The sequence below is a fragment of the Streptomyces sp. HUAS CB01 genome, from assembly GCF_030406905.1.
Lineage (GTDB): Bacteria > Actinomycetota > Actinomycetes > Streptomycetales > Streptomycetaceae > Streptomyces > Streptomyces chengbuensis.
Map to the genome: position 1 here is coordinate 5,515,413 of NZ_CP129137.1, position 15,825 is coordinate 5,531,237.

At 72.2% G+C, this 15,825-nt stretch carries 16 protein-coding genes; 14 read left to right on the forward strand and 2 right to left on the reverse strand.

Annotation, left to right across the window (positions count from 1 at the left end; genetic code table 11):
- Positions 1-30 precede the first annotated feature (30 nt).
- From QRN89_RS24450 to QRN89_RS24500, 11 genes are all read left to right on the forward strand, one after another.
- A complete protein-coding gene (locus QRN89_RS24450) occupies positions 31-732 on the forward strand; it encodes an AAA family ATPase (RefSeq protein WP_290351527.1) in 702 nt (233 codons plus the stop codon).
- Between the two features lie 974 nt (positions 733-1,706).
- Positions 1,707-2,474: an enhanced serine sensitivity protein SseB gene (locus QRN89_RS24455; protein ID WP_290351528.1), complete on the forward strand. Its 768-nt coding sequence runs from the start codon at positions 1,707-1,709 to the stop codon at positions 2,472-2,474.
- A 114-nt stretch (positions 2,475-2,588) separates the two neighbouring features.
- Complete coding sequence (locus QRN89_RS24460) at positions 2,589-3,371, forward strand: enhanced serine sensitivity protein SseB C-terminal domain-containing protein (RefSeq protein ID WP_290351529.1); 783 nt, start codon at positions 2,589-2,591, stop codon at positions 3,369-3,371.
- 239 nt (positions 3,372-3,610) lie between these two features.
- Positions 3,611-5,281, forward strand: coding sequence for an ABC transporter substrate-binding protein (locus QRN89_RS24465; protein ID WP_290351530.1), 1,671 nt, complete (start codon positions 3,611-3,613; stop codon positions 5,279-5,281).
- Positions 5,282-5,386: 105 nt separating this feature from the next.
- Positions 5,387-6,391: an ABC transporter permease gene (locus tag QRN89_RS24470; RefSeq protein WP_290351531.1), complete on the forward strand. Its 1,005-nt coding sequence runs from the start codon at positions 5,387-5,389 to the stop codon at positions 6,389-6,391.
- On the forward strand, positions 6,391-7,353 hold the full coding sequence (locus tag QRN89_RS24475) for an ABC transporter permease (RefSeq protein ID WP_290351532.1): 963 nt from the start codon (positions 6,391-6,393) through the stop codon (positions 7,351-7,353). The genes QRN89_RS24470 and QRN89_RS24475 overlap by 1 nt, the downstream gene beginning before the upstream one ends.
- A gap of 4 nt (positions 7,354-7,357) precedes the next feature.
- On the forward strand, positions 7,358-8,350 hold the full coding sequence (locus tag QRN89_RS24480) for an ABC transporter ATP-binding protein (RefSeq protein ID WP_290351533.1): 993 nt from the start codon (positions 7,358-7,360) through the stop codon (positions 8,348-8,350).
- On the forward strand, positions 8,347-9,753 hold the full coding sequence (locus QRN89_RS24485; RefSeq protein ID WP_290351534.1) for an oligopeptide/dipeptide ABC transporter ATP-binding protein: 1,407 nt from the start codon (positions 8,347-8,349) through the stop codon (positions 9,751-9,753). Before QRN89_RS24480 ends, QRN89_RS24485 begins: the two co-directional genes overlap by 4 nt.
- Before the next feature lie 263 nt (positions 9,754-10,016).
- Entirely contained in the window at positions 10,017-10,703 is a 687-nt protein-coding gene (locus QRN89_RS24490; protein WP_290351535.1) for a trimeric intracellular cation channel family protein, read from the forward strand.
- Positions 10,704-10,728: 25 nt separating this feature from the next.
- Positions 10,729-11,592 (forward strand): thioesterase family protein, encoded by an 864-nt coding sequence (locus tag QRN89_RS24495; protein ID WP_290351536.1) that lies wholly within the window; start codon positions 10,729-10,731, stop codon positions 11,590-11,592.
- 433 nt (positions 11,593-12,025) lie between these two features.
- A complete protein-coding gene (locus QRN89_RS24500; protein WP_290351537.1) occupies positions 12,026-12,520 on the forward strand; it encodes a hypothetical protein in 495 nt (164 codons plus the stop codon).
- A gap of 122 nt (positions 12,521-12,642) precedes the next feature.
- On the opposite strand, the gene QRN89_RS24505 is transcribed toward QRN89_RS24500, so the two are convergent.
- Positions 12,643-13,302: a TetR family transcriptional regulator gene (locus QRN89_RS24505; protein WP_290351538.1), complete on the reverse strand. Its 660-nt coding sequence runs from the start codon at positions 13,300-13,302 to the stop codon at positions 12,643-12,645.
- A 144-nt stretch (positions 13,303-13,446) separates the two neighbouring features.
- Between QRN89_RS24505 and QRN89_RS24510 the strand changes: the two genes are divergently transcribed.
- Genes QRN89_RS24510 through QRN89_RS24520 form a run of 3 tightly spaced genes read left to right on the forward strand, consistent with a single transcriptional unit; the run spans position 13,447 to position 15,118 of the window.
- Positions 13,447-13,605 (forward strand): hypothetical protein, encoded by a 159-nt coding sequence (locus QRN89_RS24510; protein ID WP_290351539.1) that lies wholly within the window; start codon positions 13,447-13,449, stop codon positions 13,603-13,605.
- Between the two features lie 17 nt (positions 13,606-13,622).
- Entirely contained in the window at positions 13,623-13,895 is a 273-nt protein-coding gene (locus QRN89_RS24515) for a DUF4190 domain-containing protein (protein ID WP_290351540.1), read from the forward strand.
- 59 nt (positions 13,896-13,954) lie between these two features.
- Complete coding sequence (locus QRN89_RS24520; RefSeq protein ID WP_290351541.1) at positions 13,955-15,118, forward strand: cysteine desulfurase family protein; 1,164 nt, start codon at positions 13,955-13,957, stop codon at positions 15,116-15,118.
- On the opposite strand, the gene QRN89_RS24525 is transcribed toward QRN89_RS24520, so the two are convergent.
- Complete coding sequence (locus QRN89_RS24525; RefSeq protein ID WP_290351542.1) at positions 15,111-15,788, reverse strand: N-acetylmuramoyl-L-alanine amidase; 678 nt, start codon at positions 15,786-15,788, stop codon at positions 15,111-15,113. The genes QRN89_RS24520 and QRN89_RS24525 overlap by 8 nt on opposite strands.
- Positions 15,789-15,825: the final 37 nt, after the last annotated feature.

Genomic DNA, 15,825 nt, shown 5'->3' on the forward strand with positions numbered 1-15,825 from the left:
TCGGAGACCCGACAGGGGGAGAGTGAGTTGATGACGTTGCAGCAGTCCGGTGCGTATCCGGCGACCGCAGGGGTGCCCGGCCGGCCCCGAATCCCCGGGCGAGCACCCGGGGCCACCGGGCGCGGCCTGTCCATCGGCCTCACCGCGGCCCAGCCCGTCGTGCGTGACCTGCGGGGACGCGAGGGGCGCGGCCCGCGTGCCCTGGTGTTCCGCCGCGGTGACGTGGTCGTGATCTCCGGGCTGCCCGGCAGCGGCAAGTCCACGCTCATCCGGCGGGCCGCCGAGGGCGGCGGGATCGACTCCCAGGACACCCGGGACCGCTGGGACCGGAGGATGCCCCGCGCCGTGCCGTACGCCCTCTACCGCCCGCTCGTCCGTCTGGCGCACTACGCGGGGCTGCGGCGGGCGCTGCGCTCCGGGGAGAGCGTGATCGTGCACGACTGCGGCACCCAGTCGTGGGTCCGGCGCTGGATGGCCCGCGAGGCCCGCAGACGGGGGCGCGGCCTCCATCTGCTCCTGCTGGACGTCACCCCGGAAACCGCCCGCGCGGGCCAGCGCGAGCGCGGCCGCGGCGTCTCCGGCTACGCCTTCGCCCGCCACCGGCGAGCGGTCTCCCATCTCCTGCACGCCGCCGAACGCGGTCACCTCCCCGCGGGCTGCGCCTCCGCGACCCTGCTGGACCGTGCGGCGGCATCGGCGCTGACCCGGATCGGTTTCGGCGACACGTCCTGAGAAGGCGGGGGCGCGCGGATGTGGGCGCCGGGCCCGGCTGCGCGCCGGACCGAACCCCGCGCCGGGCTGCCCTCGCCCCGGGCCCCGTCCGCGGCCTGGCGGCCGTGCGCCCCGCCGGGCCCGCCCTCGACCCGTACCCGCCGCTCTGCCGACGCCCGTGCCCGGGTGGCTTCCGTCCCGGTCCGGGGCATCCGTGGGGCCCGCCGGGTGGGTGTCGGCAGCCTCCCCCCGGCGCTCCGCCGTCGCCCGTGCCCGGCTGCCGGCCTGGGCTGCCCGTGGGGGCCGCCCGGGCCGTCGCCGGCCCGTACCTCCCGCTTCGCCGTCGGCTCGCGCTCGCCGTCGTTGATGCCGCGCCCCGGGACGGAGCCGGGCGAGCCGTTCCCGGCTGAGGCCCTGCTGCCGGGGTGCTCCCACCCGGTGCCCGTCCGCCCTGGCTCAGCTCGCGCGGTCCGGAGCAGCCCGCGGCGCCAGGCGGGCCCCGGCCCCCCGCCGAGGGGCCCGTGCAGGGTTCGCCCGGCGGGGGCTCTGACCCCGGTGCTCGACCGTCGCCCGCGCCTGGCTGGCTGACGGCCTGGGCTGCCCGTGGGGGCCGCCCGGCGGCTGTCGCCGGCTCGTACCTCCCGCGCTCCGGACCCGGCCGTGGCGCCAGGCGGGCCCCGGCCCCCCGGCCGTGGGGCCTGTGAGGCCCGCCCGCCGTCCTGCCGTGCCCCGCACCCGCCCCTGGCGATACCGCGCGCCCCGCCCTTGCGCCCACACCTGCCGTCGTCCCGCGTCCCGCCTCCGACCGCGACCCGTGGCGACCCCCGCGTCCCGCCCCTCGGATCGCCGCCGGGTCGCGACCCGTGGCGACCCGTGGCGACCCGTCGCGGCCCGCAGCCCCCGGCCGCGAGCGCGTCGCCACCGTCGCGGCCGCTACCCTGCTTCGCAGGACGTCGCGGCCGGCCCCGGGGCCGACGGGGGGAGCAGGGATCACAGTGGACACGACATGGCCCGCCAATGAGCTCGAAGAGGTGCTGGCCGCATCGGTCGGGAACCCCTCGGCCGGGGCGCGGCTCGTGGAGGTGCTGGGGCGGAGCGCCGTCTGGGTGCCGCTGCCCAACGGCGGCGGGCCCGACAGCGCCGGCCTCGACCTGCCGACGATGGAGATCGACGGCGCCCCCTACGTCCCCGTCTTCAGCTCCCAGGAGCAGTTCCGCCTCGGCGCGGGCGACCACATGTCCGGCACCGTCGCCCCCGCCGTCGAGTTCGCCCGGGGTCTGCCCCCGCAGCTCGGCATCGCCGTGAACCCCGGCGGCGCCGTCGGCGTACCGCTGCCGCCGCCCGCCGTCGCGGAGCTGTGCCGGGAGGGCCGCGCGCCGCTCGGGGGCGCCTCCCGGGCCGGAGGCTACGGGGGAGGGGCGAGCGGCGGCCGGGTCCGGCTCTTCGAGCCCGACTGGCAGGAGGAGCCGGTCGACTTCCTCGCCGCCGCGGCCGGCGAGTTCGAGTCGACCCGGGTCGTCCAGACCGCGCGCAGGATCCTGGCCAGCATCGAGGGCGACCCGCCGGTCCTGTTCGTCGGCGTCCAGCTCTCCGCCTTCGAGGGGCCCGACCGCAACGCCCCCATGGACGCCCTCGGCCGCGCCCTCGGCCGGGTCGCCGTGAAGTGGCCGGTCAACCTGGTCCTGCTGGACATCGCCCAGGACCCCGTGGGCGACTGGATGCTGACCCGGGTCCGGCCCTTCTACACCCGGCAGTACGCGTAGACGTCAAGTTGGTGTCAGTACGGCCGCTTAAGCTGGTTTGATGACGTGGTCGCCGCACTCGCGTGCCCAGGGCGGCCCGAGGGAACGGCGGATCGAAGAGGGGCGGGACCCAGAGTGAGTGCGTCAGGCACCGCGGCGGCCGGGCAGGTCGAGCACATGCTGCGCCAGGTGACGCCCGGGCGCTACGACGCGTACGAGGCGCTGCTGCAGGCCCTCGCCGACGGCCGGGTGTGGATGCTCCTCTGGCACGGCCAGGCCGGATCCCCCGACGCCCAGTACGGGAACATGGAGGTCGACGGCCTCGGGTACGCCCCCTGTGTCACCTCCCCGCAGGAACTCTCCGCCTCGGGCTGGACTAGGGCCCACGAGGTGGTCGCCGGCGCCGACATCGCCCGCGCCCTCTTCCCCGACCGCTGGGGCATCTGGCTCAACCCGCACGCGCCGGGCGGCGGCGTCGGTATCCCCTGGCCCGATCTGCGCCGGATCGCCACCGGCCTCGACCGGATGCCGGCCGGGCCGCTGCGGCTGACCGAACCGGCCATCGAGATCCCCCAGTTCTACGCGCTGCTCACACAGAACGCGCACCGCACGCCGGCGGTCCGCTCCCTGCGCAGGGCCTGGGTGCAGCCGAGCCTCGGCGCCCCGTACCTCGCCGTCGGCCTCGATCTCTACGACACGGGACAGCAGTCGGTCGAGTCGGTGCGCGCCATGATGCAGCAGTCGATCGCCGCCGTCCCGGACGGTCTTCCGGTGTCGACCGTCGCGATGTCCGACGAGTACGACCCGGTCGCCATGTGGCTGCGGGCCAACGCCCGGCCGTTCTACGACCGGGAGGCCCACGCGGGTCCGCCCCAGCAGTCCGGCTACGGATACCCGCCCGCCCAGTTCCCCCGCTGAGGACCCGCCGAGGACCCGCCGGGGCCCTCACCGGGGCCGTCTCCGCCCAGCGCGCCAACGGCACTGTGTGTCCCGGAAGTTAACGGGACGAGGTCCGATGTCCCGGATCGGACCGTTTTGGCGAGTGTCCGGGTCTCGACTGTGCATCACCGCTATGCGGACTGTTCTCCCGTTCGGGACTCGTCTGTAGTGTTCGGCCGGTCAAGACCTCCTCCACAGGCGGATTCCAGGGGTGGACCATGCCAATATTCAAGTCCAGAGCCGTCAGAGTGATCACAGCGGCCGTCGCCGTCGGCCTCGTCGCCACGGGCTGTGCGAGCGAGCGCGGCAAGGACGGCGACAAGGGTGGCGACAAGGACACCTTTGTCTTCGGTGCCCCGGGTGACCCGGGCTCCCTGGACCCGGCCCTCGCGAGCGACGGCGAGACCTTCCGCGTCACCCGTCAGGCCTTCGAGGCCCTGCTGGAGCACGAGTCCGGCGGCAGCAAGCTGGTCGGAGGTCTCGCGGAGAAGTGGTCGAGCGACCCGACCGGCAAGGTCTGGACGTTCAACCTCCGCAAGAACGTGAAGTTCCACGACGGCGAGGCGTTCAACGCCGCCGCGGTCTGCGCCAACTACGACCACTGGTTCAACTGGAAGGGCACCTACCAGTCGAGCGCGGTCTCCTACTACTGGCAGACCATCATGGGCGGCTTCAAGGCGAACGAGGACAAGGAGACGCCGAAGGCGAACTACAAGTCCTGCACCGCCAAGGACGACAGCACCGCCGTCATCGAGGTCAACGAGACCTCCGCGAACCTGCCCGGCGGCTTCTCGCTGCAGGCCCTCGCCATCCACTCGCCGAAGGCGCTCAAGGAGTACGAGAAGCAGGAGGCGACCGCCAAGGGCGACGCCATCACGTACCCCAAGTACAGCCAGGAGGCCGGCACGGTCGCCGGTACCGGCCCGTACCGGATCACGAAGTGGAACAAGGGCAACAAGGAAGTCTCCCTGGAGCGCTTCGACGACTACTGGGGTGAGAAGGCCAAGGTGAAGAACCTGGTCTTCCGCACGATCGACACCGAGGACGGCCGCCGTCAGGCGCTGCAGGCCGGTGACATCGACGGTTACGACCTGGTCGCGCCCGCCGACATCAAGACGCTTGAGGGAGCCGGCTTCAACGTGCCGACCCGTGACGTCTTCAACCTCTTCTACCTCGGTATGTCCCAGGAGAAGAACCCGGCGCTGAAGAAGCCCGCCGTGCGTCAGGCCATCGCGCACGCCATCGACCGCGAGAACCTGGTCAAGACCCAGCTGCCCGAGGGCGGCAAGGTCGCGACGCAGTTCATGCCGGACACGGTCGCCGGCTTCTCCGAGAACGTGAAGAAGTACCCCTTCGACTCGGCCAAGGCCAAGTCCCTGCTGGCCTCCGCCGGTGCGAGCGGCCTGTCGATCGACTTCTGCTACCCGACCGAGGTCACCCGCCCGTACATGCCTGCCCCGCAGGACATCTTCGAGCTGATCAAGGCCGACCTGGAGAAGGCCGGCATCAAGGTCACCCCGAAGCCGATGAAGTGGGCCCCGGACTACCTGGACGCCACCGAGGCCGGCTCCTGCTCGCTGCACATGCTGGGCTGGACCGGTGACTTCAACGACGGCTACAACTTCATCGGCACCTGGTTCGCCGAGTACGACAAGCAGTGGGGCTTCAAGGACCCGAAGGTCTTCGCCGCGGTGAAGGCCGGTTCCGTCGAGGCCGACCCGACCAAGCGCACGGACCTCTACAAGAAGGCCAACGAGGTCATCATGGAGTACCTGCCGGGCGTGCCGCTGTCCTCCTCGCCGCCGGCCATCGCCTTCGGCAAGAACGTCAACCCGCCGAAGGTCTCCCCGCTGACGCAGGAGAACTTCGCCGAGGTCTCCTTCAAGTAGCACACCGCATGGGGTCCGCCCGGCCACGGAACACACGTGGCCGGGCGGACCTGCATCCCATTTCCGTACCACTCGTACAACACACGCAAGAAAGGGGCATGCGGGGTGTTGCGACTCGTCGTACGACGACTGCTACAGCTGATACCCACCCTGCTCGGCCTGTCGGTTCTGCTCTTCATCTGGCTGAACCGGCTGCCCGGCGGACCCGCCTCAGCGATCCTGGGCGAGCGGGCGACCGAAGCCGAAGTGGCACGCATCAACCGGGCGCTCGGACTCGACCAGCCGCTCTACGTCCAGTACGGACGCTTCCTCAAGCGCATCTTCGAACTCGACCTCGGCACCTCGACCCAGACGGGGCAGCCGGTGTGGGACGAGTTCGTCCTCCGGTTCCCGGCGACCGTCGAACTGAGCGTCGCCGCCATGCTGATCGCCGTGGCGGTCGGCATTCCGCTCGGCTATCTCGCCGCCCGCAAGCGCGGTGGCTGGCTCGACGTGGCCTCGGTCTCCGGGTCACTCGTCGGGATCTGTATCCCGGTCTTCTTCCTCGCCCTGATCCTCAAGGGCGTCTTCGCCGTCAACCTCGGTCTCTTCCCCAGCTACGGCCGGATGGAAACGGGCCTCGACGCCACGGACGTGACCGGATTCGCCGTCCTCGACGGCGTTCTCACCGGCGAGTTCGACGCCTCGTGGGACGCGATCAGGCACCTGGTGCTGCCCGCGCTCGCCCTCTCCTCCATCCCGCTCGCCGTCATCGTGCGCATGACCCGGGCCAGCGTGCTGGAGGTCCTCGGCGAGGACTACATCCGCACCGCCGAGTCCAAGGGCCTGGAGCGCAAGACCGTCCGTGGCCGGCACATCCTGCGCAACGCGCTGCTTCCCGTGGTCACCACGATCGGTCTGCTCACCGGAAGCCTGCTGTCGGGCGCCGTGCTCACCGAGTCGGTCTTCTCCTTCGGGGGTATCGGCTCCTTCATCCGGACGGCGATCGACGCCCGTGACTACCCGGTGCTCGTCGGCTTCATCATGTTCATCGCGACCCTGTACGTGCTGATCAACCTGCTGGTGGACCTCGCGTACAGCGTCATCGATCCGAGGGTGCGGGTGCACTGATGAGCCTGGCAACTACCAAGACATCGAAGATCGACCGGCTCGCCGAGCTCACCGCGAAGGCCGAGACGTCGAGCGGTGCCAGCCTGTGGCGCGAGGCGTTCCGCAGGCTGCGCAGCAGCAAGATGGCGATCATCGGTGCGGTCGTCATCGCCGTGTTCGTCGTGGTGGCGGTCGTGGGCCCGTGGTTCGCCCCGCACGCCCCGACCGCCCAGACGTGGCGGGGCGAAGTCTTCCCCAACCAGGGAAGGTTCGTGGGTGCCCGGGGCGAGAACTGGTTCGGCCTGGACCACCTGGGCCGCGACATGTTCTCCCGCATGCTCGTGGGAGCCCGGCAGACGCTGCTTGTCGGTGTGGTCTCGATGCTCATCGGCCTGGTCCTCGGCGCCCTGATCGGGGCCCTGTCGGGCGCTGCGGCCACCCTCGGCGGGCGCGCGGGACGGCGCCTCGACGACGCCGTCATGCGTGTCACCGACCTCATGCTGGCGCTGCCGTCGCTGCTGCTCGCGGTCTCCGTGGCCGCCGTGATGGGCCAGTCGCTGACCACGGTGATGATCGCCGTCGGTGTGGTGCAGATCCCCATCTTCGCCCGGCTCCTGCGCGGTTCGATGCTCGCCCAGGGCGGCAAGGACTACGTGCTGGCGGCGCGGTCCCTCGGCATCCGCAAGCGGCGCATCGTCCTCACGCAGATCATGCCCAACTCGCTGAGCCCGGTGATCGTCCAGGCGACCCTCAGCCTCGCCACCGCGATCATCGAGGCGGCGGCGCTGTCCTACCTCGGTCTCGGCAACCCCGATCCGGCCGTGCCGGAGTGGGGCGTCATGCTCTCGCAGGCGCAGCGCTTCTTCGACAACGCGCCGATGATGTCGATGTACCCGGCGGTCGCCATCATCATCACCGCCCTGGGCTTCACCCTGCTCGGCGAGGCCATGCGCGAAGCCCTCGACCCGAAGCTGCGAGGTTGATGTCATGCCACTGCTCAATGTGGACGAACTGACCGTCACCTTCGGCGGACGCGGCCGCAAGGACGTCAAGGCCGTCAACGGCGTCTCGTTCTCCGTGGACGAGGGCCAGGTCGTCGGACTCGTCGGCGAGTCGGGCTGCGGCAAGTCCGTCACCTCGCTCGCGCTGATGGGACTCCTCCCGCGCAAGGGCGTCACCCTCGGCGGACGGGCCGACTTCGACGGCTCCGACCTGCTGTCGATGAGCCCTCGCAAGATGCGGGACCTGCGCGGCAGCAAGCTCGCGATGATCTTCCAGGACCCGCTGTCCTCCCTGAACCCGGTCGTCCCGATCGGCGTCCAGGTGACCGAGATCCTCCAGCGCCACCGCGGCATGAAGGGCGAGGCCGCCCGAAAGGAGGCCGTGCACCTGCTGGACCGCGTCGGCATCCCCGACCCGGACCGGCGGCTGACGGAGTACCCGCACCAGCTCTCCGGCGGTATGCGCCAGCGGGCGCTGATCGCCATGGCCGTCGCCTGTGCGCCCCGGCTGCTCATCGCGGACGAGCCGACCACGGCGCTCGACGTCACCATCCAGGCGCAGATCCTCGAACTGCTCAAGGAACTCGTCGACCAGGAGGGCACCGCCCTGCTGATGATCACCCATGACCTGGGTGTCGTCGCCGGGCTCTGCGACCAGGTCAACGTGCTGTACGCGGGCAAGGTCGTCGAGTCCTCGGGGCGGCGGGAGCTGTTCGCGCACCCGACGCACCCGTACACGCACGGGCTGCTCGGTTCCATCCCACGGCTCGACGCCCCGCGCGGCGAGCCGCTCAACCCCATCCGCGGCTCCATCAACGACCAGATCGCCTGGGCCGAGGGCTGTGCCTTCGCGCCCCGCTGCGACCGTTACGAGATGGGCTGTCTGACCGGCACGCCCGAACTGACCGAACCCCGCGAGCCCGGACACGAGGCCCGCTGCGTCAACCCGGTCCTGGCCACGACGGAGGTCCCGGCATGAGCCTGCTCGAACTCGACGGAGTGAAGGTCCACTTCCCCGTCAAGAAGGGCATCCTCTTCGACCGCACGGTCGGCCACGTCTACGCCGTGGACGGCATCTCGCTGTCCGTCGAGGCCGGCCAGACGTACGGGCTCGTCGGCGAGTCCGGCTGCGGCAAGACCACGCTAGGCCGGGCGGTGCTGCGTCTCGTCGACGTCACGGACGGCAAGGTCGTCCTCGACGGAACGGACGTGGCGAAGCTGCCCGAGAAGGAGATGCGCAGCTTCCGCCGGCGTCTCCAGATGGTGTTCCAGGACCCGCTCGGCAGCCTCAACCCCCGGCAGAACATCGAGTCGATCCTGTCCGAGGGCATGGCCGCGCACGGCATCGGGGCGAACCAGGAGCAGCGCCGGGAGAAGATCAAGGAGATCCTGGCGAAGGTCGGCCTCCCCGGGAACTCCCTCTCCCGCTACCCGCACGAGTTCTCGGGCGGCCAGCGCCAGCGCATCGGCATCGCCCGGGCGCTCGTCCTCGAACCGGACGTGATCATCTGCGACGAGCCGGTCTCGGCACTGGACGTCTCCATCCAGGCGCAGGTCATCAACCTGCTGGAGGAGCTCCAGGAGTCCATGGGCCTGACGTACCTCGTCATCGCCCACGACCTCGCCGTCGTCAGGCACATCTCCGACGTCATCGGGGTCATGTACCTGGGCTCGCTGGTGGAGGAGGCCCCGAGCGACGCGCTGTACGAGGAGCCGAAGCACCCGTACACCAAGGCGCTGATGTCGGCGGTGCCGGTGCCGGACCCGGAGGTCGAGGACCGCCGCGAGCGCATCCTGCTGCTGGGGGACCTGCCGTCCCCCGCGGACCCCCCTGCGGGCTGCCGCTTCCACACGCGCTGCCCGTGGAAGCAGGACACCCTGTGCGCCACGGAGCGGCCCGAGCTGAAGGACCTCGGGGGCGGGCACAAGGTGGCGTGCCACTTCGCGGCGGAGATCGCGTCGGGCGAGATCGCCCGTACCTCGGGCGAGGTCGTCCCGGCGGTCCGTGAGGGCGTCGAGGACGTCGACCCGGAGGTCGTCGCCACGTCCGGGTCGGTGGCCGAAGCCCATGACGACGCTGCGGACGCGGCGGAGGCGGAGGCAACGGAGGTCACGGTGCCCTCGCCCCGGGGCGGAACGCCCGGCGACGACGCCGGGGCCGGTGAGGCGTCCGGCACGAACGAGGCGCCGGAGGCGGACGGTGCGGCGGACGCCGTGGCCGAGAAGGACGAGGCTCCCGAGGCGGCGGACGCCGTGGCGGAACAGGACGAGAAGTCCGGGGCGGCCGACGCCGAGGCCCTGGAGCCCGACGCGGACGGGGCCGAGGCCGAGAAGTCCGAGGCCCCCGGGGGGAAGACCTCGGAGGCGCCCGCCGGCAAGTAGCGGTACGTGCACCGGGGCGCGGGCCATCTGCCCGCGCCCCGGTCCCGTTTCCCCCGGGAGTCCCCGTTTCCCCGGGAATCCCCGTTTCCTCCGGGAGTCCCTGTCTCCCCCCGGGAGTCCCTGTCTCCCCCGGGAGTCCCGTTTCCTCCGGGAGTCCCTGTCTCCCCCCGGGAGTCCCCGTTTCCCCGGGAATCCCCGTTTCCCCGGGGGTCCCGGACCGACGTGTGGACGGGCCCTCCGTCCGGAGACGGCACAATTGGGCGGTGCTCCAGGAACTGTTCACCCCCTCCGTCCAACACGCCCTCGACCTCGTCGGCATCTTCGTCTTCGCCATCTCCGGCGCCCTGCTCGCCGTGCGGAAGAACTTCGACGTCTTCGGCATCGCGGTGCTCGCCGAGGTCACGGCACTGGGCGGCGGGCTGTTCCGCGACCTGGTCATCGGCGCCGTCCCGCCCGCCGCCTTCACGGACCTCGGGTACTTCGTGATGCCGATCGTGGCGGCGGTGCTGGTCTTCTTCCTCCACCCCGAGGTCGAGCGGATCCAGGGCTCGGTCAACGTGTTCGACGCAGCCGGTCTGGGCCTGTTCGCCGTCACCGGCACGACCAAGGCGTACGAGTACGGCCTCGGTCTGACGGCCTCCGCGACGCTCGGGCTCGCCACGGCGGTCGGCGGCGGTGTGCTGCGTGACGTCCTCGCGAACGAGGTTCCGTCGCTGCTGCGCTGGGACCGCGATCTGTACGCCGTTCCCGCGATCGTCGGCGCCACGATGGTCGTCCTCTTCATCCGCTTCGACATGCTCAACGGGCTGACCAGCGGTCTCGCCGTCCTGACCGCCTTCCTCATGCGCCTGCTCGCGATGCGGTTCCACTGGCGCGCGCCACGCGCCTGGAACCGGAGGTCCAGCGCGACCGAGCCCGGGAACGAGGGATTCGGCAAAGCTACCGCTTAGTAGTTATCTGTTGTACGGTTCAGCCATGGCACAGGTGGCACAGGCAACCATCGGTAACAGTGAGTTCGACCGCGACACCGCTGTCACCCTCCGGGACCCCGGCGTACCCGGCGTCTACGACGCGGAGCTCTCCGCGGGCTGGACGATCATCTCCGCCGTCAACGGCGGCTATCTGCTGGCGCTGCTCGGCCGCGCCCTCGGGGAAGCCCTCCCGCACCCCGACCCGTTCACGGTCTCTGCGCACTACCTCAGCCCCTCCGAGCCCGGGCCCGCGGTGATCCGCACCGAGACGATCCGTACCGGACGCACCCTCTCCACCGGCCAGGCCTCCCTCTTCCAGTACGCCGAGGACGGCAGCGAGGTCGAGCGCATCCGCGTCCTCGCCACCTACGGCGACCTCGACGCACTGCCCGACGACGTCCGGACGACCGCGCGGCCCCCGGCCATCCCGGCCTACCAGGACTGCCTCGGCCCGTCCGACGGACCGGCGCCCGCCATCCCGGGCTCCTCCGCCATCACCGAGCGGCTGAACATCAAGCTCGACCCCGCCACCGTGGGCTGGGCGGTCGGCATGCCCTCGGGCAGGGGGGAGATGCGGGGCTGGTTCGGTCTCGCCGACGGCCGGGACGCGGACCCGCTCTCGTTGCTCCTCACCGTCGACGCGCTCCCGCCCACCTCGTTCGAGCTGGGCCTCAAGGGCTGGACGCCGACCGTCGAGCTCACCACGCACATCCGCTGCCGCCCGGCGCCGGGGCCGCTGCGCGTCTCCATCAGCACCCGCAATCTCGCGGGCGGCTTCCTGGAGGAGGACGCCGAGGTCTGGGACAGCGCGGACCGTCTGGTCGCCCAGTCCCGCCAGCTGGCGAAGGCGCCGCTCGCACGCGGCTGATCCCCCGGTGCGTCGGCGGTCCGGCCGTCTGCGGGCCCTGCCGTCCGTGGTCGCGCGCTTCCGTGCCCGTCGCTCGGGTGGCCTCGCGCGTCCGGACAGCGGGCGGCCGCTCGGCGGGACCGGTTTCCCGTCCGTCTCTGCGTCTCTGCCGTCCCTGGGGCCCGGCCTTTCCCGGGCCGGCGTTCCGGCTGCCGCTCCGCCGGGCCCGACGGCGGGCGGCCCGCGGCCGCACGCGGCGGAGGCGACGCCCGCGCCCGCCCGGGTGGCCGGGGAGTGTCGGTGCTCCGGGGCGGCTCCACCCCCGTGGGACCCTCGCCCACGCCGGGGCCGGGCGCGTCGCCGGACCGCCCGCGGCGCGGACCGGTTCCGGCTGCACGACGTGCCGACCCCGGCGGGTCCCGGGCGGCGTGGCCGCCCCCACGGAGGAGGCCGGATGGATGTCAGCACGTTCTACGCCCTGTTCGCGGCCACCTGCTTCACGCTCGTCGGCCTCTGGTGGAACGTGGTGCAGGGGCATGACGACTGGATGCGCGGGCGGGCCCTGCGCCGCATCGTCGGCGGCGTCTACCTCTCCTTCCTGCTGCCGGCGCTGATGGGGCTGTTCGCCCAGGTCGGCGGCGACTCGACCCCCGGGCTCTGGCGGGCGAGCTTCGCCCTGCTCGCCGTGATCGGCTGTGTGTCCACGCTGCGGCTCCTCGCCCACGGGCGACGGGACGGCTCGTCCCCCTTCCTGGCCGTGATCATGGGGTCGGCGGCGCTGGTGTACGTCCTGATCGCGGTGGTGGGGGCCGTGCCCGGGATCGCGGGTGCGATCGGGCTCGCACCGATCCAGGCGGAGGCGGTTCTGCTGATCCTGCTGGTGGTGCTGGGGCACGGCCTCGTGTGGCGTTTCATGGCGGGGGAGGGACGCCCCGCGGACGAGCCGTAGGCCGTGCCGGCCCCGGGTCCGGCCGGCCGGATCCGTGAGGGCGCCGGCGTGCGAACGGGCGCTTTGGCGGGTGCCCTTGCGGTGCGCGGGGAGGTCCGCCGCGGCCGCCGCCACCCGTGCCGTCAGCGACCGGTGTCGCGCCCCGTCCAGTGCAGGCGGCCGAGCGACACCAGGCGGAGACGGTCGCGGGCCGTGCGCGCCACCTGCTCCTCGCCGGGCGCGTCGAGGGCGCCGGACTCCCCGGTCTCCTGGGCCGTGAGGAACGCCGAGGCGGTCATCACCATGTGCTCCACGTAGACGCCCGCCAGCATGCGCAGGTCCTCCTCGCTCCAGTCCGCCGACACCGGTTCGCGCCCGAGCGCCGCGGCCACCTCCTCGGTGAAGGCGTCGAGTTGGGCGGCGATCGCCGCGCGCACCGGTCCGACACCACCGTGCCGCTCGCGCGCGATGAAACGGAAGTGGGCGGGCTGCTCACGGACGTGACGGGCGATGAGGTCCACGGTCCGCGCGATCCGCACCTCGGCGTCGCCGGTCTCCGCGAGGATCGCCCCGATCAGTCCGTGCAGACTGCCCAGCGTCTCCTCGACGAGGGCCACGCCGAGCTCCGCCACATCCGCGAAGTGCCGGTAGAACGCCGTCGGCGCGACGCCGACCGCCCGTGTCAGCTCGCGCAGCCCGAGGCTGCTCAGGCTCTGGTGCTCCAGCAGTTGCAGTGCGGTGTCCAGAAGCGCCTGACGGGTCTTCAACTTCTGGGCCTGGCGGATGCCGACGGTGTGACTCATGACATTCAGTAAACAACTGTTCTCTGGTATGCGGAAGCCTAGACTGGGTAGTCAGTTAACAGTCGTACTCTGAGATCTGGCCCGCACCCCGGGCCGTTCTCCGGATCGGCTCCGACTGCTTCACCGAAAGGAAGGTCGAGGAAGATGATCGCCCTCGTCGCCGCGGTCGCCTTACTGGGCGTCGTCCTGGGTGCCGTGGCCCACATCCCGCTGCCCGTGTCCACCGCGGCCGCCGCCGTCATCGGCGTCTGGCTGCTCGTGTTCGCCGTGCGTGAGCGCCACGCGCGCCGGGCCGCCCGCTGATCCGAGGAGGGACCACCGTGGAACTCACCGCACCCGCCCGCCGGTTCACCGGCACGCGCGACGCCGACGGCATGGCCGTCGCGTCGTTCGTCCTCGGACTGGTCGGGCTGCTCGTGATGAACATCGTGCTCGGCCCCGTCGCCGTCGTCCTCGCCGGCCTCGCGCTGTGGCGCGGTACCGCCCGGCGCGGACGGGCCCTGCTGGGTCTGGCGCTCGGCGTCGCCGACCTCGTCGTCCTCGCCGCGCTCGTCGTGGGCAACGGCGTCGTCGTCTGGAGTCCGGTCGGCTGACCCGTCCGGGCCCCGGGGCGCAAGCCGGGCTCCGGGCGGCTCGTAGAATCGTGTCCACCATGGCTTACCTCGACCACGCCGCGACCACTCCGATGCTTCCGGAGGCGATCGAGGCGATGACCGCCCAGCTCGCCGTCACCGGCAACGCCTCGTCGTTGCACGCTGCGGGCCGCAGGGCCCGCCGCACCGTCGAGGAGGCCCGCGAGACCCTCGCCGAGGCGCTCGGGGCGCGCCCCAGCGAGGTCGTCCTCACCTCCGGCGGTACCGAGGCGGACAATCTGGCCGTCAAGGGCCTCTACTGGGCCCGCCGTGCCGACGACCCGCGCCGCACCCGCGTTCTTGCCAGCCCGGTCGAGCACCACGCCGTCCTCGACGCCGTGCACTGGCTCGCCGAGCACGAGGGCGCGAACGTCGAGTACCTGCCGGTGGACCCCCTCGGCCGGGTGCACCCGGAGGCGTTCCGGGAGGCCGTCGAGCGCGACCCCTCCGACGTGGCCTTCGCCACCGTGATGTGGGCCAACAACGAGATCGGCACGGTGATGCCGGTCCGCGAACTCGCCGACACCGCAGCCGAGTTCGACATTCCGCTGCACTCCGACGCGGTCCAGGCCGTCGGACAGCTCGACGTCGACTTCGCCGCCTCCGGTCTGGCCGCGATGACCGTGAGCGGTCACAAGATCGGCGGCCCCTACGGCATCGGCGCGCTGCTGCTGGGCCGCGAGTACACGCCCGTGCCCGTGCTGCACGGCGGCGGACAGGAACGCCATGTGCGCTCCGGGACGCTGGACGTCCCCGCCGTCGCCGCCTTCGCCGTGGCCGGCCGGCTCGCCGCCGAGCGCCGCGAGGAGTTCGCCCGCGAGATCGGCGCCCTGCGCGACCGGCTCGTCGGCGCCGTCCTCGAGGCCGTGCCCGACGCGATCCTCGGCGGCGACCCGGGCGACCGGCTCCCGGCCAACGCCCACTTCACGTTCCCCGGCTGCGAGGGCGACTCCCTGCTGCTGCTCCTGGACGCGCAGGGCATCGAGTGCTCCACCGGCTCGGCCTGCACGGCGGGCGTCGCCCAGCCCAGCCACGTCCTCCTCGCCACCGGCGCCGATCCGGACCTGGCCCGCGGCACGCTCCGCTTCAGCCTCGGCCACACCTCCACGGTGGAGGACGTCGAAGCCGTCGCCAAGGCGATCGGACCCGCCGTGGAGCGGGCCCGTACCGCAGGGCTCAGCTAGCCGTCGTCGTACCGGGCGACGGCCGGGCGGCCAGCGCCTGCCGCACCATCGGCAGGTACCGGTCCCAGTCCCAGTGCGGGCCGGGATCGGTGTGGTCGGTCCCCGGCACCTCGACGTGGCCGATGATGTGCTCCCGGTCCACGGGGATCCCGTACCGCGCGCAGATGCCGGCCGTCAGGCGTGCCGACGAGGCGTACATCGCGTCCGTGAAGTCCTCGGGGCGGTCGACGAAGCCCTCGTGCTCGATGCCGATGCTCCGCTCGTTGACGCCCCGGTTGCCCGCGTGGAAGGCGACGTCGAGCTCGCGGATCATCTGCGCGACCCGCCCGTCCTTGCCCACCACGTAGTGTGCGGCGGCGCCGTGGCCGGGGTCCTTGAACACCCGCAGGGCCGTCCGGTAGCTGCCCTGGACGACATGGATCACGACCCGGTCGATCGTGTAGTCGTCGGGCCGGTCGGCCCGACGCCAGTTCGCCCGGGAGGCGGCCGTCCACACGGCGCCCGCGTGGTCCAGCGCTCCCTCGACGCGCTTCTTCTCCATGCCGGGCAGCCGCCACCACAGCCGTCTCAGCTCGTCCCGGGCCACCACGCCCGCGCCGACCAGCGCCGTTCCGCCGCCGATCAGCACGGCCCGTCTGCCGACGCCGCGATGTGTCTTCCCGCTGCCCATGCCACCCCTCTTCGCACCCGATCACCTCTCGAACGTC